This is a genomic window from Aeromonas sp. S11(2024) (assembly GCF_041402345.1).
In the GTDB taxonomy this organism is placed as follows: Bacteria; Pseudomonadota; Gammaproteobacteria; order Enterobacterales; family Aeromonadaceae; genus Aeromonas; species Aeromonas veronii.
Map to the genome: position 1 here is coordinate 19803 of NZ_JBGLRC010000021.1, position 25618 is coordinate 45420.

Below are 25618 nucleotides of genomic sequence, written 5' to 3' on the forward strand. Positions count from 1 at the left end.
TCCAGCTTATAAGTAAATGCATTTTTGAGGTGATTATTAAATCATAAATGGCGGCGTAGGATAGCCCCATTCCAACAGTGAAGGAGAGTTCCCCATGAAGATTGCCCTGATCGGTGCCAGCGGTTTTGTCGGTTCAGCCATCCTGAACGAGGCCGTCAGCCGTGGCCATCACGTCACCGCCATCGTCCGCGATGTCAGCAAGGTGGCCGTCCATCCGCAGGTCACCGCCGTGGCGGTAGATGCCCAAAACCCGCAGGCATTGGCCGAGGTGCTCAAGGGGCACGATCGGGTGATCAGCGCCTACAACCCGGGCTGGACCACACCGGATATCTACGACCAGTACCTCAAGGGCGCCAACGCGATTGTCGCAGCAGCCAAAGCGGCCAACAGCTGGCTGCTGGTAGTAGGTGGCGCCGGCAGTCTGGAGGTTGCCCCCGGCGTGCAACTGGTGGATACCCCTGAGTTCCCGGCCGAGTGGAAACAGGGGGCACTGGCGGCCCGCGACGGTCTCACCGCCCTGCGCCGTGAAACCACCCTCGACTGGCGCTTTGTCTCTCCCCCGGTGTTCCTCGAACCGGGCGAGAAGCGCGGCGGCTATCGGATTGGTGGCGATCAGGTGCTCTTTAGCGGCGAACAGCCTGCCGGGATCACCGCCGGTGATCTGGCCGACGGCGTGCTGAACGAGGTGGAAAAACCGGCTCACCTGCGCCAGCGCTTTACCCTGGGTTACTGAGAGCCAGCAGGCGGTTAAGGCCAGAATGCGCGGTCACTCGCCTGTGCTTTCGGTCAGGTGAAAAACCGCTCAACCAGAAGGGAGGCATCCGCCTCCCTTCTGTTTTGGCCATTTTCTGTTTTGGTCATTTTTGCCGCTGGCAGCTTGCCTCTGGTTATCACTCTCCCCCTCATCGTTGCCCCTTTACCCCGCAATGGCTGCGCAAAAAACCTTCAGCCAATCAGGCGCCGAATTCCATTTCGAATTTTGTATATAACTAAGAATTATTTGTTGTTTCCGTCTTGCAACACCGAACAGTAGCATCCCCTTTATCCCAGATGGCGCCACACTGTCGCGCCATCCCGTTTGCCGCTTATCAGGTCTGCCAACAGCGGAGGCAGTGCAAGAGATGGCGCCAGAGATAACGAAAGAGTGAGGAGGTGCACATGGAACATTCACCACTGCCGATCATCGATCTGGCTGCCCTCAAGGGGGCGCCCGAGGTGCGTCGCCCTATGCTGGCCAGGCTGGCCGCGACCGCACGCGATGTGGGCTTTTTCTATCTGGTCGGCCACGGCTTGAGCAAGGTTGAGATGCTAGAGACCCTGGCGCTGGCAGAGCGCTTCTTTGCTCTGCCGGAGCAGGAGAAGTTGGCAGTGCAGATGGTCAACAGCCCCCACTTTCGCGGCTACAACCGGGTCGGTGCAGAGCTGACCCGCCAGCGGCCGGATCTGCGAGAGCAGTTCGATATCATGAACGAAGCGCAAGCCCTGCCTGCGGCGCAGATCCGTGAACCCTGGCAGCGGCTGATCGGCCCCAACCAGTGGCCGGCCGCCCTGCCCGAGATGAAAGGCCATCTGCTGGCGTGGCAGGAGCGGCTGAGCGATATCACCCTCACCCTGCTGGCCGCTTTTGCCGAGGTGCTGGAGCAACCGGCCAACGTGTTTGACGACAGCATTCGCGGCGCCCCCTACCAGCACATGAAGCTGATTCACTACCCGGGGCAAGAGACGGGTGGCTGCAGTCAGGGGGTCGGCGCCCACAAGGATCCCGGCTACCTGACGCTGGTGATGCAGGATAATCACTCGGGGCTTGAGGTCGAGACGGCCGACGGCTGGATCTCCGCACCGCCCCTGCCGGGAGCGCTGGTGGTCAATATCGGCGAGCTGCTGGAGCTGGCCTCCAACGGCTATCTCAAGGCGACCCTGCATCGGGTGGTGAGCCCGCCGCCCGGCGTCTCGCGCCTCTCCTGCGCCTTCTTTATGGCGGCGCGGCTCGATTCCACCGTGCCCCTGCTCAGCCTCTCCCCCGCGCTGGCAGCGCAGGCGCAAGGGCCGGAGAGTGACCCGACCAATCCGCTCTTCTATCAGGTGGGGGAGAACGTGCTGAAAGGGCGGCTGCGCTCCCACCCGGATGTGGCGGCCCGTCACTATGGGCCGGTGGAACCCGCTCGCCTCCCACGCACAGAGAGCGAAGCGGTACCGGCCTAAGCAACGCAGAGATCCGCAGGCGGGTATATGCATAAGCCACAAGCCGCATGCACATACCCGCGCTGACAAAATCAACAAGCAACGAACAACAAAACAAGTCATGGCCAGAGCCTGGCCATCACGGAGCAACACGATGAAATTCAAGACGATGAGCGTACACAGCGGCCAGCGGATCGACCCCCAGACCGGCGCCCTCACCACCCCGCTCTACCAGAGCAGCACCTTCAGCTACTTCAACGCTCAAGCGGGCAAGGATCGTTTCGCAGGTCAGGCCCCTGGCTTTATCTACAGCCGCTTTGGCAACCCCACCACTGCCGAGCTGGAGCAGAAGCTGGCGGCGCTGGAAGGGGCCGACGAGGCACTGGTGGTGGCGAGCGGCATGGCGGCGGTGAGCGCCATCATGTATGCGCTGGCCGACAGCGGCGATGAGGTGGCCTATATCGGCCCGCTCTACGGCGGCACCGATGCCTTCCTCAAGCAGACCTTCAGCCGCGCCGGCATAAAAGTCACCGCCTACGAGAGCGATCGGGATCTGCTGGCCAACATCCGCCCCGCCACCAAGGTGGTACTGTTCGAAACCCTGACCAACCCCACCCTCAAGGTGGTGGATCCGCGGCTGGTGGTGGAAGCAGCCCGCAAGGTGGGCGCCATCACGGTGTGTGACAACACCTTCCTTACCCCCTACCTGCTGCGCCCGCTGGAGCTCGGGGTCGATGTAGTGATGCACAGCGGCACCAAATATCTGGGCGGCCATGGCGACATCATCGCCGGGGTGGTAGCGGGATCTCACGCCCTGATGAAGTCGATCCGCACCGTGGCCCTCAAGCATATCGGCTCCCCCATCGGCCCGCAGGAGGCCTACCTGCTGCAGCGCGGGGTCAAGACCCTGCCGCTGCGGATGGATGCCCACCTGCACAATGCTCAGAAAGTGGCCGAGTTTCTGGCCGCCCATCCGGCGGTGAAGAAAGTGATCTACCCGGGGCTTGCCAATCATCCGGGCCACGATGCCCTCGGCGCCTTCGCCAGCGGCTTTGGCGGCATGGTGAGTATTGAACTTGAAGGCGGGTTTGAGCGCTGTGCCACCCTGCTCGATAACCTGCAGCTGTTCGTGCAGGCGGTGAGCCTCGGCGATCTCGAGAGTCTCGCTTGCCATCCAGCCAGTACCACCCACGCCGCCATGGACGAGGCGAGCCGCCTCGCTGCCGGAGTCAATGACGACCTCATCCGCTTCAGCATCGGGGTGGAAGATGCAGACGATCTGATCGCCGATCTGGCCGCCGCGCTGGCGCAGATCTAACCGGGAGCACGCATCTCACTTGCCCGCCAAATGGCGGCGAGTGAGATGCCCAACAAACAACAACGGCCCATCAAGGGCCGTTGTTGTTTGTTGGGCTATGGAAAGACGGGATTTACTCCTCCCACACCACCACCTGGGATGAGGGCCAGCGATCCCCGACCTGGGCGTACTTTTGCTCCAGCAGGTGACGCTTGATCTTCATGGTGGGGGTCAGCACGCCGTTCTCGATATTCCAGGGTGTCTTCACTACCAGAATGCCGCGAATTTTGGCATGAGATTCCAGCTGATCGTTGACCCGCACCCGCGCCGCTTCCAGTCTGGCGTTGACCTCCTCCCGATTGCCCTTCATGGCACTCTCGGCCAGTTGCACCAGCGCAATAGGCTGGGGCATGCCATAACCAATCACGCAGAGCTGTTCGATGATGGGCTCCTGACCCAGCAGCCCCTCGATGGGTACCGGCGCCACATACTTGCCCTTGGCGGTCTTGAATACATCCTTCATCCGGCCGGTGATGGTGAGATAACCCTCCTTGTCCAGCTTGCCCATGTCACCGGTGTGCAGCCACCCCTCGGCATCGATGGCCTCGGCGCTGTGCTCGGGATCCTTGTAGTAACCCAGCATCATCCCTTCGCAGCGGCAGAGGATCTCCCCCTCGTCGGAGATCTTGATGGTCACCCCGATCCCCGCCTTGCCGACGGTGCCGATCTTGTCGGCGCGGAACGGGTAGTTGATGGTGGAGTAGGCGTGGTTCTCGGTCATGCCCCAGGCTTCAGTCACCTTGAGGCCGATGCTCAAATACCACTCAAGCAGCGCAGGGGAGACAGGCGCGGAACCGCAGCCGAGTACCCGTGCCTGATCCAGCCCCAGCCCCTTTTGCAGCTTGCGTTTGATAAGGCCGGAAATGAGCGGGATCTTGAGCAGCAACGCCAGTTTGTTCTGGGGCAGCTTCTCGTGGATCTTGATGCGGAACATGGCCCACAGCCGTGGCACCGAGATAAAGACGGTGGGACGGCAGCGTTTGACATCTTCGATAAAGGTGTCGAGGGATTCAGGGAACGCGATGGTAGCGCCGCCATAGAGGCTGCCGCCGTAGATGTAGACCCGCTCGGTAATGTGGGCCAGCGGCAGATAGGAGAAGCCCCGATCGGCCTGGCTCAGGCTCACCGTCTCCACCAGCTTCTCGCACGACCAGGCGTAACGCTCGACGCTCAGCATGGCCCCTTTCGGCTTGCCGGTGCTGCCGGAGGTGTAGACCAGACTCAGCAGGGAGTCAGGGGCCTGCACCGGGCTGTCAGGGATCGGCTCATGCGCCTCCAGCAGATCGTCCCACTGGTGGCTGGCCGGCATGGTGTCATAGGGGAAGGCGATGCGCAGCAGATCGGCGGGTACGCCCGCCTCCTGACTCTTCCAGTCATCCAGCTTGCCGACGAAGATCGCCTTGGCCTCGCTATGGCGCAGCACATATTCGATGGTGTCGACGTTGGCAGTCGGGTAGATGGGCACGCTCACATACTGCCCCATCTGCATCGCCAGATCGGCGATAAACCACTGGGCGCAGTTCTTGGAGAGCAGCGCCACCTTGTCACCGGCCACCAGACCGAGGTGACGCAAGGCCGTCACCATCCGCCGCGCTTCATCGGCCACTTCACCCCAGGTGAAATCGACATATTCGCGGTTGATGGTTTGACGCAGGTAGGTTCGATCAGGACACTGCCGCTCCCAGTGATAGAGCATCTCGAGCGGCAGTTTATTGGCAATGCGTGAGGAGGAGGCCATAGTTTAATCCCTGAAACAAAAGGCGAAACTTATTATTAACCTTTCACTAACTTCAGGGGAAGAATAAACTCAAACTTCAGTTTGAATTGTGTATCCGATCAAGCTTCTGCGTCTTGTTGCAAACGACTCCACATCGCCTGCACCAGTTTTTCATCCTCTTCAGAAAGCTCACCTTGCAAGATCGCCTCGTTGAGGCTGCGCAGCACATAGCTCTTGACGTCCCGCACCAGGGTCTTGCCTTCCAGCTCGGCCCGGGCAACGGCCAATGAGATATGACCTCGCAGGTAACCCCCCGCAAACAGCTCATCGTCGGTCGCGGTGGCAACCATGCTGTCGATCAGTCCCAACAACTTGTGCTCAAAATCGTGAATCGTCATGTAACGCAGCCTCATTTGCGGCAAAAAATTCGGGGGTATGGAACCGCAATCCGGTTGATTGCAGCTCTCTGGCGCCAGGCCAGCAGCGTCCTTGGCGTCCTATTCCGGGTTGGCCACCGGGTAGATGACCTGATCCTTGTATCCCGTGGTTATTCGCAGATAACCACGCAACGCCCGGTTTAATTGCGGATCATCGGTGTCCACCAGCAGCGGCCTGCCCGCAAGGGCGGCAAGCTTGGCTTTGGTTGCCAGCACCTGGATATTCTCCAGCCCGACACACCGAATCACCTCGGGACTCAATTGCTGATTTCCGCGCCCGAACAGATGTCCCTGTCCGCCTATCAGGGTAATGATCAGTCGGCAGCGACGACCGCGGATCCGGGTCAGGATCTCGGCGGCGCTGAGATCCTGCCCGATAAGTCGGCCATTTTCCACCAGATCCACACCGAGCAAAGTATTTTCCAGACCGAGCTCTGCCATACAGGCTGCCACCGTGCTGCCGGAGCCCATCAGATAGAGGGTATCGGGCTCCATCTGCTCCACCACACCGGCGGCGAGATCCGCCAGCACCAGCTCTTCGGACTCCTTGCCCCCCTGCTTGACCGCCTGCACATAACGCAGATCACCGGGCACCTTCAGCTGGCCGTAGTGGCGGGCCCGCACCTTGCCCGCGCGAAACGCCTCCTCGTCGATGTCGCGCACCTCGGCATCGATCAGGCTGAGCAGTTCCCCTGCGATCATCCGCGCCACCACCCGCCCGCTGGCGGCGGGGGTCACCCCGTAGACGCCGGAGTGGATCTTGCACCCCGCGGGAATGCCGAGCACATGGCAGGACTCCCCCACCGCGGCGCAGATATCCCGCGCCGTGCCATCGCCACCGGCAAACAGCAGCAGATCGACACCGGCTTCACGCATCAGCCCGGCGGCGTGGCGGGTATCACCGGCCGAGGTACTCTCCCCGACCGGTTGATAGATGACCCGACAGGGTAGTCCCAGAGATCGGGCTACCGTCTCCCCCATCTCTCCCGCCACCGTCAGCAGTTCGAACGGGACATTCAGCTCGCACAGTGGCAACAGAGCTTGCAGCGCCCGCTCCTGCGCTTTGGGCACAGCGCCTCGGGCCAGCGCCTCGGCAACTACACCGTCACTGCCCTTGAGCCCCACTGCACCGCCAATCCCGGCGACCGGATTAATAATGAACCCTAATCGAAACATGCCTGCCTCCCTTGCGATGGCCACCATTTTTATCTTTTCCCCCCTCTGGGACAAGCAGTGGCGCCCCTGCTAGAATGCGCTGCTTCAATTTTCCAACCAATTTTCAACCAAGGTTCAATCATGCTGGAATGGGTTCTTGATCCCTCTGCCTGGGTCGCACTCGCCACCCTTACCCTGCTCGAGATCGTGCTGGGCATCGACAACATCATCTTTATCTCCATCCTGGTAGGTCGCCTGCCGGAGGCGCAGCGTCAAAAAGCGCGTATTCTGGGTCTGGGGCTCGCCATGGGTACCCGGATCCTGCTGCTGCTCTCGCTGGCCTGGGTGATGCGCCTCACCGATCCGCTCTTCACCGTGCTGGGTGAAGCCATCTCCGGCCGCGATCTGATCCTGCTGCTGGGGGGCCTGTTCCTCATCGGCAAGAGTGCCCACGAGATCCACGTCACCCTGGAAGGGGCGGCCGAGCCGGAAAGCGTCAGCAAAGCGGCCTCGGGCTTTATCAGCACCCTGATCCAGATCGCCATCCTCGATATCGTGTTCAGCCTCGACTCGGTGATCACCGCGGTCGGTATGGCCGATCACGTGCCGGTGATGGTGCTGGCCATCATGATCGCCGTCTTCATCATGATGTTTGCCGCCAAATCCATCGGTGATTTCGTCGACAGCCACCCCACCATCAAGATGCTGGCCCTCTCCTTCCTCACCCTGGTGGGTTTCGCCCTGATGGCCGAGGGGATGGACCTGCATATTCCGAAGGGCTACATCTACTTCGCCATGGCCTTCTCGCTGGTGGTGGAGATGATCAACATCCGCCTGCGCAGCCATCACGACAATAACGGGCAAAATAGCGCGCAGTAACCCTGCCCCACATGCCCTCGCGACCCCAGCTGTCGCGATCAAAAAGAGCGCCGATCGGGCGCTCTTTTTTATGGGTAATGAAATGATGAGAAGGGTTATTGATCGCTGATGACGATGGCAACCCGGCGGTTGGCGGCCCGGCCCTCTCTGGTCTTGTTATCCGCCAGCGGCATGGTCTCGCCACGGCCATGGATCTCCAGATTGGCTGGCTTCATGCCGACCGAGACCAGCACATCGGCCACTGACTGGGCCCGCTTCAGGGAGAGCTGCTGGTTGTAGCTGCTCTCGCCGGTATTGTCGGTGTGGCCATCCACCCGCGCCTTCTCCAACCCTACGCCAAGCAGTGTTTTACCCAGTTTTTCAACGGATTGGCGAGTCTGGGGATTGAGCGCCCCCACGTTGTTGGCAAACAGCACCCGGTTGGCCAGATCCAGCGTCCACCCCTCATCGGTCAGATAAAAGCCCTGCTCCTTGAGCACGGCGATTTGCTCCGGGGTCAACCCCTTGGGGGCACTCTGGCAACCGGCCAGCAGTGACAACATCAACCCCAGCAGGGTCACTTTCAACAGGTGGGTGATCTTCATAGTTTGCTCCTTTTTTATGTTGTTATTCTTGCCAGTCAGGCGATGCTTTGCTGTTCGCTGCGGCGCGCCCGTTTCGCCAGATACATGGCTGCATCGGCCTGATCACACAGCACGCTGGCACTCATGCCCGCCTGATAGACGGCGAAGCCGACACTCACCTCGGCCACCAGCTGACGACCGTCACGCAGCGCCACCGGTTCGCTCATCGCCTGCTGGATGCGGCCAATCACCTCTTCCACCTCATGCTGTCGCTGGAGTGGGCCAACCAGCACCGCAAACTCGTCACCACCGAGGCGAAACACCAGATCATCCGGACGCAACTGATGTTGCACCCGTCTTGAGAGCGCGATCAGCACATCGTCACCGGCGTTGTGCCCCAGCGTGTCATTAATTTGCTTGAAACGATCGCAGTCGAGATAGAGCAGCGCAAACCCCTCTTGCTCGCCGAGAGAGATGGCCTGCGCGAGCCGCGCTTCAAACAGGGCGCGATTGGGCAGTCCGGTGAGGGCATCGTGAGTCGCCTGATGGAGCAGGCTGGCATTTTCGCGGGCCTGCTGGGCCTGCCAGGCTTGCAGCTCGTCCAGCAGGGAGTTGAAGTCATCCCCCAGCTCGTTAATCTCGACAATATCGGCCGGTGGCGCCCGCATCCCCAGGGTGCGTTGTCGACGTACCGAGTGGGCGACAAGTGCCAGTTTGCGCAGCGGTGCGGTGATGGAGACCTGCATCCGGTCAGCCACATAGAGTGCCACCATGGCGCTCAGCATCAGGCAAACCACCATCGCCAGCAGCGCCGAGAGCAAAAACAGCAACAGATATTCACCGTGGCCGCGCAGCTCGATGGTGGCGATCTGCTCACCACCCCGCAGCATGGGGAGCTTGACAGGCCCCGGCATCAGCAGTTGGGCCAGATAGTCTTCGAGCGTCACCAGCGGGTTGCTTCTGGGGCGCTCCCAACTGGCAAGCAGCTGACCATTGGTCAGCACGATAGTGGCTTCGGCCACCTCTTCCTTGGCAACGATGCCACTGAGCGCCTCGCTCGCCGCCTCCTCATCGTGGAACACCACCGCCGCCTCGGCGCTGTAGCTGATGGCGCGGGCTACCAGCTCCAGATTGTGGTCGGCGTAAAAACGCACTACCAGCAGGGCCACTATTGTAAAAAATAGTCCCGCCACGCTGACGGCTGTGATGGCGGCCACCAGATGGGTTCGCCCCAGGCTCTGACGCAGGGTCAGACGGCGGGGAGCCGCGCTCACCTGTCGTCTCATGGGACCCCCTTGTCGGCATGGGCCAGCTTGAGCACGGCGGGATGCACCCGCACGCCGCTCAGGGCCAGGGCATCGAGGTTCACTTTAAACCGCACCCGCACGCTGTCCGGTGAGGTCTGCAGGCAGAACACCGAGCTGGTGGAACAGTCGTGGTTGTATTCGCTGATGCTGAGCACAGGGTGCCCCTGCAGGCGGGCAAACAGCGCAATCCGGGTCGGCTCGTCGAGCACTCCCAGATAGAGCACATCGCAGTGATCGCTGATGGCCGGATCGCTCGCCTCGTAACGATGGACCTGCACGGTACGGCCATTGGCCTGACGATCGATGGTAAAGAGGGCGCCGGCATATTCGGTCGGCGCCACCACGCACATGCGCAGCACCGCAGGCTCGGTGGGCCAGCGGGTATAACTCATGATATCGAGCACCAGCTCCCTGACCGCCATCGCCCGGCTCTCCGCGGCCGTTTCCGCCAGCGCGCGGGGCAACAGCAGGCCAAACGCAACCAACAGGAGCGCCAGACGGGCAGTTAAACGGGGGGAAAAGAGTAACAGCATGATCGGGAGGTGGTCGCCTTGACAATACCGCTGCTATGGCATTGCGGTTCGGGTACATGAACCCAGATAGTAAGTTGGCTGACACTGGCCTGACAAGTCTCACCCCGCCATCATCTACCGAGTTCGTGTAAAGAAAACAGAGAGCCCGTCTGGTAACGGGCTCTCTGGTGGCAGGCATCAAGGCGGAAATCACTTCTTGCTGATGCCGTATTCCCGCAGCTTGTTGGCGATGGCGGTATGCGACACGCCCAGGCGTTTAGCCAGCTGGCGCGTCGACGGGAAGGCGGGATAGAGCCGGGCCAGCAGCTGGCTCTCGAAGCGCTTCACCGCATCGTCGAGATTCCCCTCAAACCACTCGTCGATCAGCGGCATGGTATCGGCCGCCACCGGCAGGTCGATCTGCTCGGGCCCCAGCTCATCCCCTTCCAGCAGGGTCATGGCACGGTAGAGACAGTTGCGCAGCTGACGCACGTTGCCCGGCCAGCGATAGGCGGTCAGGTAGTCGGCCATGTTGCGGGTAAAGCGCGGACGGGGTCGCTGCAACTCGCTGGCAAAGCGGGAGACAAACTGCTGGGCCAGCACCATGATGTCCGCCTTGCGCTCGCGCAGGGGGGGCAGCGCCAGACTGAGCACGTTAAGGCGATAGTAGAGATCCTCGCGGAAGGTTCCTTCGTGCACCAGATCCAGCAACTGCTTCTGAGTGGTGCAGATGAAACGCACGTTGACCTTCACCTCTTGCTCGTCACCGACCCGGCGGAATACCCCATCCTGCAACACCCGCAAAAACTTGGTTTGCAGATGGGGAGACATGTCGCCGATCTCGTCCAGCATCAGGGTGCCGCCACTCGCCAGCTCCAGCACGCCGCGCTTGCCCTCGGTGTTGTTGCCAAAGGCGCCGGGGGCATAACCGAACAGCTCGCTCTCGGCCACGTTATCGGGCATGGCGGCGCAGTTGAGGGCCATAAAGGGGTGGCTGGAGCGCAGGCTGGCCCCGTGACAGGCACGGGCCAGCAGCTCCTTGCCGGTACCGGTCTCACCGACAATCAGCAGCGGCGCGTCCTGCATCGCCAGTTTGCGCGCTTGCGACAGCACCTCTTTCATCTTGGGGCTCTCGGCCTGCAGATGCTCGAAGCCCCCCACTTCCACCGCATGAAGCGCGCTGAAGTGCAGGCCGACCCGACGGGCAGATTTGAGCACCACCACGGCCCCGGCCAGCGCCTGCTTGCCGCGGGCTTCTGCCACGAACAGCGGCATCAGATCTGCCAGATACTCTTCGCCATTGAAACTGAGCTTGCAGGTCTGCGGCTTGATCTCGCTCGCCTCCAGCCAGCGGGTGAAGGAGAAACCCTTGACCAGCGAACCGAGCGCCACGCCGCGCACCTCCTCCACCGGCAAGCCGAGGGTGGTGAGGGCAGACTGGTTGGCCTGGGTCACCTTGCCCTTGCTGTCGAGGGAGAAGACCAGATCCGGCAGCGCCTTGAGCAACGCCTCGATCTCGTGATGCTCTCGCTCGGAAGGCATGTAGGGGATGGTCTTGACGTCGTAGACGCCGGGAATGCGGCGGATCTCCGGCATCAGGTGCTGAAAATCACTGAACTCCAGCTCGGGAAAGTTGAGATAGATGATGCCTGAGGTATCGATTTCGATGCCGCGCAGATCGATATTGTGCTCCACCAGGCGGTCGAGCAGTTCCCGGGTCAGGCCCAGGCGGTCTTCACAGCTGACTTCAAGACGCATTCGGGACACACTTCCTAGCTAACTCTATGAATGAGCGGATAATACAGTCTCGATCCCCCCAGTGCGAGCGCCAGCCCATAAAAATGCGGGCCTGCCCCGCTTTCGCAGGCAGGCCTGGGTCAACCGATGACGCTGGTGTGGGGTGCGATTACCGGAGCAACTGATCGGTGCGCGCCGCCATGATGAAGTCGTTGCGATGCAAACCGCCGATCTTATGCATCCACCAGCTGACGATCACCTTCCCCCATTCGGTCAGAAATGCAGGAAGGGGGAGACTCCGCCTCAACCTGTTCTCAGATTATCTGGGCAATTGGTCTGTGCGCGCAGCCATGATGAAGTCGTTGCGGTGTAATCCGCCGATCTTGTGGGTCCACCAGCTGACGGTCACCTTCCCCCACTCGGTCAGGATGGCCGGATGATGGAACTCCGCCTCCGCCAGCTCCCCCAAGCGGTTGGTAAAGGCCAGCGCCTCCTTGAAGTTGCGAAATGTAAATTCCCGCCGCAGTTGCAGCGCCCCCTCCTCCACCAGCGGCTGCCAGTCGGGGATAAGCTGCATCAGCTCGCGCAGCTCCTCATCGCTCACCTTGGGGGCATCGGCGCGGCACGCTTCACACTGCTGGCTGGCCAGTTTGGACATGGGTTACTCCTGCTTGAATTAATGAAAATGAAATAGGGTTGTTTGCTTTTGGTCAGCTCGCCTGTTTGCCAGCGGCAACCTCAAAACGCGGCGGATAGAGGCCAAGCCGACTGGCCTCGGCCAGAGCAGCCATGATCTCCTCCCCGGTCAGCTGGTAGAGATGATCGAGACTCGGCAGCACAAAATAGGTGGGCTGCATGATGTCGATACGATAGGGTGTGCGCAGCACGGTCAACAGATCGAAAGGTTGCAGCAGCGGCTGGCCAGAGAGGGCATAGGCGGTCTCGCCGATGGAGGAGAGAATGCCGCCACCGTAGATACGCAGCCCGTCGGGCGTTGCCAAGAGGCCAAACTCCACGGTGAACCAGTAGAGCCGCGCCAGAAAAACCCGCTGATCCTTGCTCGCCTGCTGCCCCAACTGACCGTATAGGTGGGTGAAGTGGGCAAAGGCCGGATTAGTCAGCATGGCGCAGTGGCCAAAGATCTCGTGAAAGATATCGGGCTCTTGCAGGTAGTCGAGCTCGTCCCGGCGCCGGATAAAGGTCGCCACCGGAAACTGGCGATTGGCCAGCAGGGCGAAGAAACGATCGAACGAGATAAGCGCAGGTACCGCCGCCACCGACCAGCCGGTCGCAGGCTGCAAGACGGCGTTGATCTCGGCCAGCTGGGGGATGCGATCACGGGGCAGCCCCAGCCTGTCGAGACCGGCCAGATACTCGTTACACCCCTTGCCATCGAGGGCGGCGAACTGACGTTCGATCAGGATCTGCCAGGTGCCGTGCTCTTCGTTGCTGTAGTGGATCACCCCGTCAGCATCCGGCTGGTGGGCGGTGTAAAAGGTTGCCATAGCGGTTCCATCCTCTGGCGCCACATCAAGGCGCCTTGCCGTTTCATCACGGTTTCACTGTAACGAAATGGCAACAAAAAAAGCAGCCGACCCATGAGTCGGCTGCCTGAAACAGTTGTAAATAAATTGTGACAACCCGCTAACCAGTCCCCACTACAGCTTGACCATGATATGGCGCGGCACCGTGTAATCCTCCAGCGCATAGAGGGAGAGATCCTTGCCGTAACCCGACATCTTCATGCCGCCGTGGGGCATCTCGGAGGTGAGCATGAAGTGGGTGTTGATCCAGGTGCAGCCATATTGCAGGTGGCTGGCCACCTTGCTGGCGAGGCTCAGATCCTTGGTCCAGACCGACGAGGCGAGGCCATAGTCCGAGTCGTTGGCCCACTGCACCACCTGCTCGGCATCGTTGAAACGGGTCACCGACACCACGGGGCCAAACACCTCGCGGCGCACGATCTCATCCTCCTGCCGTGCCCCGACAATCAGGGTCGGCTCGAAGAAGAAGCCGTTGCCTGGGCGGATCTTGCCCCCCGCAGTCACCTCCACATGACCGCTGCTCTGGGCCCGCTCGACAAAGCTGGCAACCCGGTTGCGCTGTCTGTCCGAAATAAGCGGCCCCATCTCGACCCCCTCCTCGTATTGGCTACCTACCTTGATGGAGGCCACCGCCTCGGTCATGGCGGCGACGAACTTGTCGTAGATCTTGCCCTGGGCATAGATACGGCAGGCGGCGGTGCAATCTTGCCCTGCATTGTAGAAACCGAAGGTGCGAATGCCCGCTACCACCGCCTCCAGATCCGCATCGTCGAAGATGATCACCGGTGCCTTGCCCCCCAGCTCAAGGTGGGTGCGCTTCATGGTGCGGGCGGCGCTTTGCAGGATCTTCTGGCCGGTGGCGATATCGCCGGTGAGCGACACCATCCGTACCAGCGGGTGCTCCACCAGCGGTGCCCCCACGCTTTCCCCCCGCCCGCAGATGACGTTGATAACGCCGCGGGGGAAGATCTCGCTGGCCAGTTCGGCAAGACGCAAGGCGGTGAGCGGGGTCTGCTCGGAGGGTTTGAGCACCACCGTATTGCCCGCCGCCAGCACCGGCGCCATCTTCCAGGCCGCCATCATCAGCGGGTAGTTCCAGGGGGCGATACTGCCCACCACCCCGATGGGATCGCGGCGGATCATGCTGGTGTGCCCCTCGAGATACTCCCCCGCCAGCGGCCCTTGCAGGCAGCGGGCCGCCCCGGCAAAGAAGCGGAAGCAGTCCACCACCGCGGGCAGCTCGTCGTTGAGCACCGCCAGATAAGGTTTGCCGCAGTTGAGGGATTCGAGCGCCGCAAACTCCTCGGCGTGGCGCTCGACGAGATCCGCCAGACGCAGCAGCATGTTGCTGCGCTGGGCCGGGGTGGTGCGGCTCCACTGGGCGAAGGCGCGCTGGGCACCGTTCACCGCCCGGTTCACCTGTTCGAACGAGGCTTCGGGTACGGCGGCGATCTGCTCGCCGTTGGCCGGGTTGAGAATGGGTTCGGCCTGCCCATCGCCGGTCACAAACTGGCCATCAATCAAGAGTTGGGTAGAGAGTTTCATGGTTGCATCCTTGCGCACGCGTTGAGTCATCATTTGCCACTGCCAGCGACATCATGGGTGTCGCGAGTGAGGTAGTAGGCAAGCAAAATAGGGATAGTGGTGAAGGCCACTATGATGAGGGCCACCACGTTGGTGACCGGCCTGTCTCGGGGACGGATCAGCTCCTGATACATCCAGATGGGCAGCGTGGTCTGCTGGCCCGCCGTGAAGGTAGTGACAATCACTTCGTCAAAGCTCAGGGCAAAGGCCAGCATGCCCCCCGCCAGCAGCGCCGTGGCCAGATTGGGCAGGATCACGTAGCGCAGGGTCTGGAAGCCGTCGGCCCCGAGATCCATCGACGCCTCGATGAGGCTCTGGTTGGTGCGGCGAAAACGGGCCAGCGCATTGTTGTAGACCACCACCACACAGAAGGTTGCGTGGCCGATAACGATGGTCCAGAAGCTGAACGGGATCTCCATCAGGCCGTAGGCCGAGCGCAGCGCGATACCGGTGACGATACCGGGCAGCGCGATGGGCAGCACCAGCAAGAGCGACACCACCTCCTGACCGAAGAAGCGGCTGCGGGCAATGGCCCCTGCTGCCAAGGTGCCGAGGATCATGGCCGCCAGTGTCGCCAGCCCTGCGACCTCCAGTGACAGCTGGATGGCACGCCACACATCGGGGCGATTGAGGGTTACCTCGAACCATTTGAGAGTGAGTCCGGGGGGCGGAAACTGGTAACTCTTGCTCTCGCTGGTGAAGGCGTAGAGGAAGATAAACAGAATGGGAAAGTGCAGGAACAAGAGCCCGCCGATGGCGGCGTACTTGAGCAGGCCCGAAGGGCGCTCTCCCTGACGGCTCACTGAGTTAGCTGACATGAAGGCCTCCTTGCTGCCGGTTCAAAGCGATTGATTCAAAGCGCATCAAAAGCCCCCAGTCTTTTCGCAATCGCCAGATAGATGGCGATGATAAGGATCGGCACCAGCGAGAAGGCGGCGGCAAAGGGCAGATTGCCCGCCGTCCCCTGCTGCATGTAGACCACCTGACCGATATACATGGTTGAGTTGCCGATGATGCCGGGGATGATGTAATCACCGAGGGTCAGCGAAAAGGTGAAGATGGAGCCCGCCACCACACCGGGCAACGCCAGCGGCAGGATCAGGTTGCGAAAGGTCTGGGCGGGTGTCGCCCCCAGATCGCTGCTCGCCTCCAGCAGGGATCGCGGTATACGCTCCACCGCCGCCTGAATGGGCAGGATCATGAAGGGCAGCCAGACATAGACGAACACGATAAAGGTGCCGAGCCGCGAGAAGGAGAGCGACGGGCCACCGATCACCGGCAGGGAGAGGATGGCATCGAGCAGCCACTCCAGCCCCATGCTGTCCGCCAGCCAGCTCACCACCCCCTCTTTGGCCAAGATCAGCTTCCAGGCATAGACCCGCACCAGATAGCTGGACCAGAGCGGCAGCATGATCCCCACATAGAACAGCGCCCGGGTCTTGCCACTGGTGTAGCGTGCCATGTAGTAGGCAACCGGAAAACCGAGCAGGGCGCAGGCCAGGGTCACCAGCAGCGACATGCCGACGGTGCGGCCGATCACATCCAGATTCTCCGGTCGCAGCAGGGCGACGAAGTTTTGCAGCCCCAGCTCGTGGCGCACCTGACCGCTGAACTCGTCCAGCCCGAACAGGGAGTTGGAGAGCAACATCAGCAAGGAGCCGACATAGATGATCCCGAGCCACAGCAGCGGCGGCCCCAGCAGGATCGCCAGCAGCAGGCCGGGCCGACCATAGAGCAGGGTCGAGAGACGCCGCAGCGGCCTGAAACGGGCAGGTTCGGGCTGATGGTTCATGGCAAGACTCGCACTGTGAGGGGCACTCATGGCTGCGCCCCCTGATGGGCGCCGCTCAGGCGATGGATGGCCTGCTCCGGCCAGCTGAGGCTGACCCTGCAGCCACGGGCCAGACGGGCCTGCCCCTCGTTGGGGTGATTGACGATGATCTCGAGCTGCTCCCCGAGATCAACCCGATAACGGACGAAGGGGCCCAGATACTCCACCTCGCGGATCTCCCCCGACCAGCCCGGCGTGCCCGCCTCAGCGAGCCGGATCCGCTCCGGGCGCACCATCATCTGGCTGCCGTCGCCGCACAGCCGTCTGGCCTGCTCCCCTTCGAACAGATTGACGGTACCGACGAAGCGGGCCACAAACGGCGTCGCCGGAGCGTCGTAGATAGTATCGGGCGCAGCGATCTGCTCGATCTTGCCCTGACTGAAGATGCAGATCCGGTCGCTCATGGAGAGCGCCTCCTGCTGATCGTGGGTGACGAAGATAAAGGTGATGCCCAACTGGCGTTGCAACGCCTTGAGCTCAAGCTGCATCTGCTCGCGCAACTTGAGATCGAGGGCCCCCAGTGGCTCGTCCAGCAGCAGGATGCGTGGCTGGTTGATAAGCGCCCGGGCGATGGCGATGCGCTGGCGCTGGCCGCCGGAGAGCTGGCTTGGTCGGCGCTTGCCGACCCCGGACAGTCGCACCAGCTCCAGCATCTCGTCCACCTTGCGGTAACGCTCAGCCTTGGCGACCCCCTTGAGCATCAGGCCATAGCCGATGTTGTCGCGCACATCCATGTTGGGAAACAGGGCATAGTCCTGAAACACGGTGTTGAGGTTGCGATCATAGGGCGGCACGGTGGAGCAGGGTTCGCCAAACAGGCGGATCTCCCCGTCGCTCGGGTACTCGAAGCCCGCGATCATCCGCAGGCAAGTGGTCTTGCCGGAACCGCTCGGCCCCAGCAGGGTAAAGAATTCCCCGGAGGGGATCTGGAAAGAGATGTCGTCGACCGCCTTCACCTCGCCATAGTGGCGACTGACCCGGTCAAATTGTACGGCGTTCATGGGGCGTCCTTGTCTGTACTGGGATGGGCCGGACTCCTGTCCGGCCCGCTTGATTATCCGCTCTCGGCAGTCGTGCAGAGGAGGCGCAGCGCCCCTGCCGTTGGCAAGGTGGCAGTGGTTCCGACCACCTTGCTCACCCCGCCTTAGCGACCGCCCAGAATGGCGATATAGTCGGAAACCCAGCGGTAATAGGGCACGCAAGTTCCCTGGCTCTTGCACTGGGAGACCGGAGTGCGCCAGAAGCGAACCCGATCGAAGTTGTCGATACCGTTGGTTTTGCACCCGGTCGGGCCCAGCAGGGTATTGCCCTCACAGGCGGCAGGTACCACAGGCACCGAGCCAAACCAGGCGGCGAGATCCCCCTGCAGCTTGTTGCTCAGGGAGTGCTCCAGCCACTTGTAAGCGCAGGTGAGGTTCTTGGCATCGCTGTGCACCATGCTGGTATCGGCCCAACCGGTCACTCCCTCTTTCGGCACAGTGGTGGCGATGGGCTGCTTGTCGGCGATCAGGGCGTTGGCCTGGAACGGCCAGGAGCCTGACGCGACCACCCCTTCGTTCTTGAAGTCATCGATTTGCACGAAAGCATCATGCCAGTAGCGTCCCACCAGCTGGCGCTGCTTGCGCAGCAGATCGAGGGAGGCCTTGTACTGATCCTCGTTCAGCTCGTAAGGATCCTTGATGCCCAGGGCAGGCTGATGGGTCATCAGATAGAGGGCGGCATCGGCGATGTGGATCGGGCCGTCAAAGGCCTGCACCCGCCCCTTGTTGGACTTGCCATCCGCCAGGGTCTGCTCCTCGAACACCACGTTCCAGGAGTCCGGTGCCTTGGGGAACACCTTGGTGTTGTACATCAGGATATTGCCGCCCCACTGGTAGGGCACGCCGTAGTGCTTGCCATCCACAGTGTGCCAGGGGGCATTTTGCAGCCGGGGATCAATCTTGCTGTAACTCGGGATGAGCGCCAGATTGAGCGGCTGCACCTTGCCACCGGCAATCAGACGCAGACTGGCATCACCGGAGGCGGTCACCAGATCGAAGCCCCCCTCGTTCATCAAGGCCACCATCTCGTCCGAGGTGGCCGCCGTCTTGACGCTCACCTTGCAGCTGGTCTCTTTCTCGAATCCGGTCACCCAGTCGTAGTTCTTGTCGGTCTCGCCACGCTCAACGTAGCCAGCCCAGGCCACGATATTGAGCTGGCCTTCACCCTTGCCGAGCTCGGTCGGGGCAGCCTGGGTCTGGCCTGCCAGCAGCGCCGGAACAAGAGCCAGCATCAGAGGGGTCAATTTCATCATGCACTCCTTGCATTGTGTTGACTTGCATCAGGTGAAGGAACGCCACCATAGGCGTTAACATCCTGTTAACCAGCAATGAGCTTAGGGGAGTGGCAATACGATGAATATTTCAATTTTTGGTGGCTCAGGTATCAGCTAAATCGATATCGAGTGCAGATGAATCTGATTTTTGGTGGCTACCCCGCAAGAGATGGCTAGCGAGGGAGCGCCTGACGGGCCCGCAACCGGCTCTGATCCCGCGCAATATCGATAAATTCCCGCGCCGTCCAATCCAGCCGAGAACCACGGCGCCACACCAGCCCGATATCGATGGCGGGAATGGGCTCCTTGATGGGGCGCGCCTCGACCCGCTCCTGCTCCAGCGACCAGGGGCGATAGGCAAAGTCGGGCAACAGGGCGACCCCGAGCTGGCTTGCCACCAGACTCCGCACAGCCTCCACCGACGCAGTGCGCAGCACGATACGGGGGGAGATGCCGTAGCGACGCAGGCCGCCACCGATGATCTGATCGAGCTGATCGGCGGTCAGCGAGATCATCGGCTCCTCCCCCAGCGCGGTGAGCGAGAGGGTCGACTCGGCGCAGAGCGGGTGGTTGGCGGCCAGCCAGAGCCGCAGCGGCGAACGGGTCAGCAATTCGGTATCAAACGCCTCTTGCCGGATGGTGCGGTTGGTCATCAGGATCCCCACATCCACCTCGCCGTTGACGATCTGGTGCTCCAGAAAAGGCTGTTCATCCTCCTTCACCTCAATCTGCACCGCCGGAAAGGCGCGGCGAAAACGGCCAAGCGCCTCTGAGAGGTAGTAACCCGCCACCAAGGTGGTCACGCCGATGGTGAGTCGTCCCTGATCCTGCTGGGCCACCGCTTTGAGGGAGTGGCTCGCCTCGGTCATGGCGCTGAGAATGCGGCGGGCGTGGAGCAAAAACTGGTGGCCCTGAGTGGTGAGAGTGACGCCGCGCGGGTTGCGCTCGAATAGCGGGGCGCCGAGCTCGGTCTCCAACTCGCGAATGGCGCTGGTGACCGCCGACTGGGAGATATGAAGCTCGGCTGCGGCACGACTCACTGAGAAGCTGTCGGCCACGGCCACGAAATAACGGATCTGGCGAAAGGTAAAGTTCATCGGGCATCCTTGCCGATTGGTACTATTGGTGTGATTGGTCAGATTGACTGCCAGCTTAACCGTAAACGGACGCCCCGCCAAAGCCGGGCACCAGGCAGCCAACTCAATGATCTGCCGATTAAAACCATGCCCCTGTGGCTTGGCGAGCACGACAGGGGCAAGGGTCATATCAGCAAGGTGCAGACAGGGCTATCAGGATTTGTTGAGGTACCCCGCCAGCTGGCCGATCAGCCGCTTGCGCAGCTCGCCGAGTTTGGGTTTCTCGTCCGCACACCAGGGCAGCGGGCGGCACGCCTCTATAGTACGCAGGCCAAGGCGAGCGGTGAGCAGCCCGGCCCCCACCCCTTGTGCGGCGCGGGCAGAGAGCTTGGCGGCAAACTCGGCGCCCAGCAAGTCCATCCCCACCTCGCTCACCAGCTCGGTGGCGCCGGCGTAGAGCATGTTGCGAAACACCTGACGGATGAGGCGTATGCGGCTCCAGTAGCCGAGCTCGATGGCATAGACATCGGCGATATCCTCGATCATCCGCAGGTTGCGCCACAGCATCAGCATCATGTCGACGGTGGCGAGCGGGCTGAGCGCCACCAGCACGGCGGCCTCCCCCGACCATTTGGCCACCCGCGCCTGGGCCAGCTTGTCACGCTCGCCGAGTACCAGCTGGCTATAGAGGGTCAGCACTTCCCGATCGCTGTGGCTCTCATCGAGCTGGGCCAGCCAGGTTTGATACCCCTCGCGCCCCTTGTCGCCACTTTTGACCGCCAACCCTTCGCAAAAGGCCTGCCCCTGTCCGACTCCCTGATGAGCAAGCAGATCTGCTGCGCGCGAGCGTACATCCTGACGCCGCTTGAGGGTGCGCAGTCGCAGCCACTCGCGCCCCACCACGCTGGCGGTCCCCGCCGCCACCAGCGCCGAGGCTGCCAGCCAGGCGCTGCCCCAGAGCGGTGTGGTGAGAAATTGATCGTAAAGAAAGGCGCCATACTGGCCCAACGAGAGCAGACCGACTGCCCCCAGCCCCCACGCCAGTAGCCGATGACGGCGACGCGGTTTGATGACGAGGGCGCTCTCCACCTCGGTGAACTCGTCCAGCTCGTCGAGGCGCTCGAAGCTCGCCTCCTCCAGCCGCTGGGCCGGTGCGGGCGGTCGCTCGTCACTGGCCACCGTCAAGGCAGGCTCAAGAATCACCTTGCCCTGCAGCGGTGGCCGCTCTTTTATCTGATCGTTCATCGCATTGTTCTCCTGTGCGCAGCCTTCGGCTCAGGTGCCAAGACCGCACACCGTTATTCGAGGTGATCCCCGAGCAGAAACTCCAGCGCCGCATCGAGCCGGATATGGGGCAGCGCCTGATGGGGGCTCATGGGCATGGGGCGAAACGCCTGAAAATCAAAACCCTGACTGTTCCACCACTGTGCGGGGGGAATATGGGGCGGCATCTCCCCGGGGAAGAGGAGCAGCGGCTCACCGCTCAGGCTGGTGCCACGGATGGCGGGGAACTCGCGGCCATTGGCCACCCCCTTGCCAACTTCCGTCGCCTTGATGGCGGCGAGCGCCAGACACTCGGTGGTGATCCCCTCAAAACGGGCCTGACCGCGAGCGCTGCGCACCAGATGCTGCAGCAGTGAGACCATGGGCGCATGTTGTTCGGGGGTGACGTGATCGGCCTTGCTCGCCACAAACAGCAGCTTGTCGATACGGGGCGAGAAGAGTCGCCGCCACCAGTTGCTCTTGCCGTAGGCAAAGCTCTCCATGATTCGGGCAATGGCCTGCTGCATGTCGCCAAAGCTGGCTGCCCCGGCGTTGAGGGGCTGCAGGCAATCCACCAGCACGATCTGGCGATCAAAGCCGGCAAAGTGCTGCTCATAAAAACCCTGCACCAGATGCTGTTTGTACTGCTCGAAGCGCTGCTTGAGAGTGGCGTAAAGAGTGCCATCGGCGGGCTCGCCGACAGGCATCTCCCACACCCAGGGGACAAATTGCAGCATGGGGGCACCGGCATACTCCCCCGGCAACACGAAACGGCCGGGTTGAATAAGGTGCAATCCCAGCTCCTGTTTGCAGGCGTGTAGGTAGGCGGTGTAGCGCTCGGCCAGCTCAGCCACCGGCCGCTCTTCGAAGCGCTGATCGGCCTGCCACCCGGGTGTCAGCCAGCTGGCAGCGAGCGCCTGCAGCTCTGGGCGGCGCAGTTGCTCGCGCACCTGTTCGCTCCACTGCTCGTAGCTCATCTCAAGGAGCGGCAAGTCGAGCAGCCACTCCCCGGGGTAGTCCACCAGATCCACGTAGAGGGTGGAGATCTCCCCCAGATGCTTGCGCAGGGGGTGACGGGTGCGATAGCGGATTTCGAGGCGCACTTCGGCCACGCCGCGGGTGGGCTCGGGCCAGGCAGGTGGATCGCCAAACAGGGAGTCGAGGCCACGCTCGTAGGCAAAGGTGGGGATGTGGGCATTGAGCTGCGGCACCCGGCGGGCACCGAGGATGCGCCCCTGACGCAGGGCATCCCACAACGGCAAACGGCCGTCGATGGCCGCGTGTTCCAGCTGGTTGACCAGCGCCGTGATAAAGGCGGTTTTACCGCTGCGAGAGAGGCCGGTCACCGCCAGCCGAATATGGCGATCCCGCACCCGGTTCACCACGTCGTTCGCCTTGTGTTGCAGGCGAGTCAACTTCTGTTCCAGTTTATTGAGTATCAAGGCTTGACCCGTTCTCCCTTGGTGGTTGCATCTGGATAGCTGGTGTCGATGGTGGCGCATCACGGGAGGCGCCGCCATCGACATGGGGGCTTCAGCAAGCACTACAGCTTGCGAAATTCCCGCTGCAGGGTGAACTCCCTGGAGGTTACCAGCTTCTCGATCCGCTGAACTCTGGGCTCCAGCGCGTCAAGTTCCTGCGCGATGCGGCCCAGCGCCTGATGAGGGGTGATCCCCGCCTGCCAGCTGCGCGCTTTCATCCGCACCTCAGCAAAGTCGGCATCCTCTTGCGAATAGAGGGTGACCGGCTTTTTGTCGAGCAGGAACCAGGCGGCGATATAGGCGGTGAAGGTGATGAAACCGGCGAAGATAAGGCCACTGATGGCGAGCAGCCGCACGATCCAGGTCTCCACCCCGAAATACTCAGCCAAACCGGCACAGATCCCGGCTATCTTGCCACGCTGGGGATCGCGATAGAGGTTACGCCCTTCACGACTGACACTGCTCATACCTTGTTCCTCCAACCGGGTACTTCCGCATCCAGAATCGACTCCAGCGCGCCCACTCGCTCCTGCATCTTCTCGGTGCGAGCCAGCAGCCCTTGCAGCTGTTCCCGCTCGCTATCGGCAAGACCGGCGCCAATCCGCCCCTTGGCACGATAGTGCAGCACCAGCCAGATGGGAGCCACCACCACCATGAAGACCACCATGGGAACCATCAATACGCCCAGCAGATCTTCCATCTGTTACTCCCCCTGTTTGCCTTCGCTTTTGCTGTCGCCCTGACCCAGCTTCTGGCGCATGGCTTCCAACTCGCGGCTTATCTGATCGTCCACTTCCAGCTCGGCAAACTGCTGCGCCAGCGCCTTGTCGGACTGTCCCAGATCGGCGCGCGCTTCCATTTCGTCGATGCGACGCTCCATCCGCTCAAACTTGCTCACCACCGCCTGGCTCTCGCCACGGGCTACCTGGCTCTGCACATTGAGACGGCTGCTGGCCGCTTCGGTGCGAATGGCCATCGCCTTTTGACGGGCGCGGGCATCTTCCAGCTTGGCTTCGAGCTGGCGGATCTCTTCACCCAGCTTCTCGATGCCGCTGTCGACCGCCTGCTGCTCGCGGTAGAGGGTCTCTGACAACTCGGTCTGTTTCTTCTTCTCGATCAGGGCGGCGCGGGCCAGATCTTCACGTCCCTTGGTAAGGGCCAGCTCGGCCTTGGCCTGCCACTCGTCGACCCGCTCCTGATGACGGGCGACCTGACGACCAATCTCTTTCTGGCTGGCGAGGAAGCGGGCCAGATTGGAACGCTCCTTGACCAGCTCGTCCTCCATCTCCTGGATGATCAGGCGCACCATCTTCTGGGGATCTTCTGCCTTGTCGAGCAGGGCCGTCAGGTTGGAATTGATGATGTCGGCCAGACGGGAAAAAATACTCATGATTGCACTCCTGTTATTGGCATGGCGTTGTTTCTCCATTGACAATGGCAACTTGTGTGCCAATCTGGAACAAAATTTAACTTGTTGATTTATATGGGGCAGAATAGCCGGATTGCAAGATGCCTCGCGCAAGTGATGATTAAAATCACCAACTTTTGGTAAGATTGACCAGCTTTTACAACTGACAGGGATCACTATGACCACGGCCACGGAAAGCCTGCTGGGGGAATCCAACGCATTTCTCGAGATCATTGAGCAGGCCTCACGGCTCGCCCCGCTGCGCAAACCCGTGCTGATCATCGGTGAGCGGGGGACGGGCAAGGAGCTGATCGCCCACCGCCTACATTATCTCTCGGCGCGCTGGGATCAAAGCTTTGTCACCATCAACTGCGCCACCCTGAGCGAGGGCCTGCTGGAGACCGAGCTGTTCGGTCACGAAGCGGGATCGTTTACCGGCGCGGCCAAGCGCCATCAGGGCCGCTTCGAGCGGGCCGATGGCGGCACCCTCTTCCTCGACGAGCTGGCCACCACCAGCGCCCGGGTGCAGGAGAAGCTGCTGCGGGTCATCGAGTATGGCGAGTTCGAGCGGGTGGGCGGGGCCAAGCCCCTCAAGGTGGATGTGCGGCTGGTCTGCGCCACCAACGAGGATCTCCCTGCGCTGGCCGACAAGGGGCAGTTTCGCCACGATCTGCTCGACCGGCTCGCGTTTGATGTGATCACCCTCCCCCCCTTGCGGGAGCGGCGGGAAGATATCCTGATGCTGGCGGAGCACTTCGCCCACAGCATGACCCGGGAGCTGGGCTATCCGCTGTTTGCCGGTTTCTCGCGCAAGGCGACCCAGTTGCTGCTGGATTACCACTGGCCGGGCAATGTGAGAGAGCTGAAGAACGTGGTGGAGCGCAGCATCTATCGTCAGGGCAATCCCCAGCTGCCGCTCTCGACCCTGGTGCTCAACCCGTTTGATTCCCCCTGGCGACCACAGGTCACGCAACCTGCGCAAGAGGCCCGAAGCGAGGTACAATCTGCATCCCCCCTCGCCCTGCCGCTCGATCTCAAGCAGGCGGTGGCGGAGTTCGAGATTAATTTACTCAAGCAAGCGATGCAGCAATCCCAGTATAATCAGCGCAAAGCCGCTCAACTGCTGGCCTTAAGCTATCACCAGTTCCGTGGCATGCTACGCAAATATCAGCTGCTGGATGGCGATAACGATGCAGAACAAGAGTGAAGGAGCGCGGTTGATGCCGACTCCAGCAACACGCCAGCCTTCGCGCTGGCACATTTGTATCAAAA

General features: G+C 61.7%; 25 protein-coding genes and 1 pseudogene. 5 read left to right on the forward strand and 21 right to left on the reverse strand.

Annotated features, from left to right (window positions below):
- Positions 1 to 94: 94 nt before the first annotated feature.
- The 3 genes from ACB040_RS15525 to ACB040_RS15535 all read left to right on the forward strand — a co-directional run bounded on the left by ACB040_RS15525 (position 95) and on the right by ACB040_RS15535 (position 3499).
- Entirely contained in the window at positions 95 to 733 is a 639-nt protein-coding gene (locus ACB040_RS15525; RefSeq protein ID WP_371155496.1) for an NAD(P)-dependent oxidoreductase, read from the forward strand.
- A gap of 425 nt (positions 734 to 1158) precedes the next feature.
- Positions 1159 to 2202, forward strand: a complete 1044-nt coding sequence (locus ACB040_RS15530) for a 2-oxoglutarate and iron-dependent oxygenase domain-containing protein (protein ID WP_338771181.1) — start codon at positions 1159 to 1161, stop codon at positions 2200 to 2202.
- A 133-nt stretch (positions 2203 to 2335) separates the two neighbouring features.
- Positions 2336 to 3499 (forward strand): PLP-dependent aspartate aminotransferase family protein, encoded by a 1164-nt coding sequence (locus ACB040_RS15535; protein ID WP_338771184.1) that lies wholly within the window; start codon positions 2336 to 2338, stop codon positions 3497 to 3499.
- Positions 3500 to 3611: 112 nt separating this feature from the next.
- Here ACB040_RS15535 and ACB040_RS15540 read toward each other — a convergent pair whose 3' ends face one another.
- The 3 genes from ACB040_RS15540 to ACB040_RS15550 form a co-directional block, all read right to left on the reverse strand.
- Positions 3612 to 5276, reverse strand: a complete 1665-nt coding sequence (locus tag ACB040_RS15540) for an AMP-binding protein (protein WP_005333638.1) — start codon at positions 5274 to 5276, stop codon at positions 3612 to 3614.
- A gap of 98 nt (positions 5277 to 5374) precedes the next feature.
- The gene (locus ACB040_RS15545; protein WP_005333639.1) at positions 5375 to 5653 is read right to left on the reverse strand and encodes a YfcL family protein; all 279 of its coding nucleotides are present in this window, start codon (positions 5651 to 5653) and stop codon (positions 5375 to 5377) included.
- Positions 5654 to 5752: 99 nt separating this feature from the next.
- On the reverse strand, positions 5753 to 6868 hold the full coding sequence (locus ACB040_RS15550; RefSeq protein ID WP_371155492.1) for an ATP-NAD kinase family protein: 1116 nt from the start codon (positions 6866 to 6868) through the stop codon (positions 5753 to 5755).
- Between the two features lie 120 nt (positions 6869 to 6988).
- On the opposite strand from ACB040_RS15550, the gene ACB040_RS15555 reads away from it, so the two are divergent.
- Positions 6989 to 7726 carry a TerC family protein gene (locus tag ACB040_RS15555; RefSeq protein WP_005333641.1) on the forward strand — a complete coding sequence of 246 codons (738 nt, stop codon included), beginning with the start codon at positions 6989 to 6991 and terminating at the stop codon, positions 7724 to 7726.
- 95 nt (positions 7727 to 7821) lie between these two features.
- Here ACB040_RS15555 and ACB040_RS15560 read toward each other — a convergent pair whose 3' ends face one another.
- The 18 genes and pseudogenes from ACB040_RS15560 to pspA form a co-directional block, all read right to left on the reverse strand.
- Complete coding sequence (locus ACB040_RS15560; protein WP_323935174.1) at positions 7822 to 8310, reverse strand: OmpA family protein; 489 nt, start codon at positions 8308 to 8310, stop codon at positions 7822 to 7824.
- Between the two features lie 35 nt (positions 8311 to 8345).
- A complete protein-coding gene (locus tag ACB040_RS15565) occupies positions 8346 to 9575 on the reverse strand; it encodes a diguanylate cyclase domain-containing protein (protein WP_371155489.1) in 1230 nt (409 codons plus the stop codon).
- Positions 9572 to 10129, reverse strand: a complete 558-nt coding sequence (locus ACB040_RS15570) for a YfiR family protein (protein ID WP_236375654.1) — start codon at positions 10127 to 10129, stop codon at positions 9572 to 9574. Before ACB040_RS15570 ends, ACB040_RS15565 begins: the two co-directional genes overlap by 4 nt.
- A 189-nt stretch (positions 10130 to 10318) precedes the next feature.
- Positions 10319 to 11866, reverse strand: coding sequence for a transcriptional regulator TyrR (gene tyrR / locus ACB040_RS15575; RefSeq protein ID WP_005333656.1), 1548 nt, complete (start codon positions 11864 to 11866; stop codon positions 10319 to 10321).
- A 148-nt stretch (positions 11867 to 12014) separates the two neighbouring features.
- A pseudogene (locus ACB040_RS15580) lies at positions 12015 to 12122 on the reverse strand (4a-hydroxytetrahydrobiopterin dehydratase); the annotation flags it as partial.
- Positions 12123 to 12164: 42 nt separating this feature from the next.
- Positions 12165 to 12503: a 4a-hydroxytetrahydrobiopterin dehydratase gene (locus ACB040_RS15585; protein WP_111900610.1), complete on the reverse strand. Its 339-nt coding sequence runs from the start codon at positions 12501 to 12503 to the stop codon at positions 12165 to 12167.
- A 52-nt stretch (positions 12504 to 12555) separates the two neighbouring features.
- Complete coding sequence (gene phhA / locus ACB040_RS15590) at positions 12556 to 13350, reverse strand: phenylalanine 4-monooxygenase (protein WP_371155486.1); 795 nt, start codon at positions 13348 to 13350, stop codon at positions 12556 to 12558.
- 153 nt (positions 13351 to 13503) lie between these two features.
- Complete coding sequence (locus ACB040_RS15595; RefSeq protein ID WP_323968850.1) at positions 13504 to 14934, reverse strand: gamma-aminobutyraldehyde dehydrogenase; 1431 nt, start codon at positions 14932 to 14934, stop codon at positions 13504 to 13506.
- 29 nt (positions 14935 to 14963) lie between these two features.
- Positions 14964 to 15791 carry an ABC transporter permease gene (locus ACB040_RS15600; protein WP_040069351.1) on the reverse strand — a complete coding sequence of 276 codons (828 nt, stop codon included), beginning with the start codon at positions 15789 to 15791 and terminating at the stop codon, positions 14964 to 14966.
- 35 nt (positions 15792 to 15826) lie between these two features.
- The gene (locus tag ACB040_RS15605; RefSeq protein ID WP_005346227.1) at positions 15827 to 16795 is read right to left on the reverse strand and encodes an ABC transporter permease; all 969 of its coding nucleotides are present in this window, start codon (positions 16793 to 16795) and stop codon (positions 15827 to 15829) included.
- The gene (locus ACB040_RS15610) at positions 16792 to 17805 is read right to left on the reverse strand and encodes an ABC transporter ATP-binding protein (RefSeq protein ID WP_371155483.1); all 1014 of its coding nucleotides are present in this window, start codon (positions 17803 to 17805) and stop codon (positions 16792 to 16794) included. Before ACB040_RS15610 ends, ACB040_RS15605 begins: the two co-directional genes overlap by 4 nt.
- A 143-nt stretch (positions 17806 to 17948) precedes the next feature.
- Positions 17949 to 19094: an ABC transporter substrate-binding protein gene (locus ACB040_RS15615; protein ID WP_338774999.1), complete on the reverse strand. Its 1146-nt coding sequence runs from the start codon at positions 19092 to 19094 to the stop codon at positions 17949 to 17951.
- Positions 19095 to 19291: 197 nt separating this feature from the next.
- Positions 19292 to 20215, reverse strand: a complete 924-nt coding sequence (locus ACB040_RS15620) for a LysR family transcriptional regulator (RefSeq protein ID WP_338771203.1) — start codon at positions 20213 to 20215, stop codon at positions 19292 to 19294.
- Positions 20216 to 20407: 192 nt separating this feature from the next.
- Positions 20408 to 21439, reverse strand: coding sequence for a YcjF family protein (locus ACB040_RS15625; protein ID WP_371155480.1), 1032 nt, complete (start codon positions 21437 to 21439; stop codon positions 20408 to 20410).
- A 53-nt stretch (positions 21440 to 21492) separates the two neighbouring features.
- Complete coding sequence (locus tag ACB040_RS15630) at positions 21493 to 22899, reverse strand: YcjX family protein (protein ID WP_371155478.1); 1407 nt, start codon at positions 22897 to 22899, stop codon at positions 21493 to 21495.
- Positions 22900 to 23000: 101 nt separating this feature from the next.
- Positions 23001 to 23405 (reverse strand): envelope stress response membrane protein PspC, encoded by a 405-nt coding sequence (gene pspC, locus ACB040_RS15635; protein ID WP_005333670.1) that lies wholly within the window; start codon positions 23403 to 23405, stop codon positions 23001 to 23003.
- Positions 23402 to 23638, reverse strand: coding sequence for an envelope stress response membrane protein PspB (gene pspB / locus ACB040_RS15640; protein ID WP_005333672.1), 237 nt, complete (start codon positions 23636 to 23638; stop codon positions 23402 to 23404). Before pspB ends, pspC begins: the two co-directional genes overlap by 4 nt.
- Before the next feature lie 3 nt (positions 23639 to 23641).
- Positions 23642 to 24328: a phage shock protein PspA gene (gene pspA / locus ACB040_RS15645; RefSeq protein WP_005361184.1), complete on the reverse strand. Its 687-nt coding sequence runs from the start codon at positions 24326 to 24328 to the stop codon at positions 23642 to 23644.
- A 196-nt stretch (positions 24329 to 24524) separates the two neighbouring features.
- Between pspA and pspF the strand changes: the two genes are divergently transcribed.
- Positions 24525 to 25553 carry a phage shock protein operon transcriptional activator gene (gene pspF / locus ACB040_RS15650; protein WP_371155475.1) on the forward strand — a complete coding sequence of 343 codons (1029 nt, stop codon included), beginning with the start codon at positions 24525 to 24527 and terminating at the stop codon, positions 25551 to 25553.
- Positions 25554 to 25618: the final 65 nt, after the last annotated feature.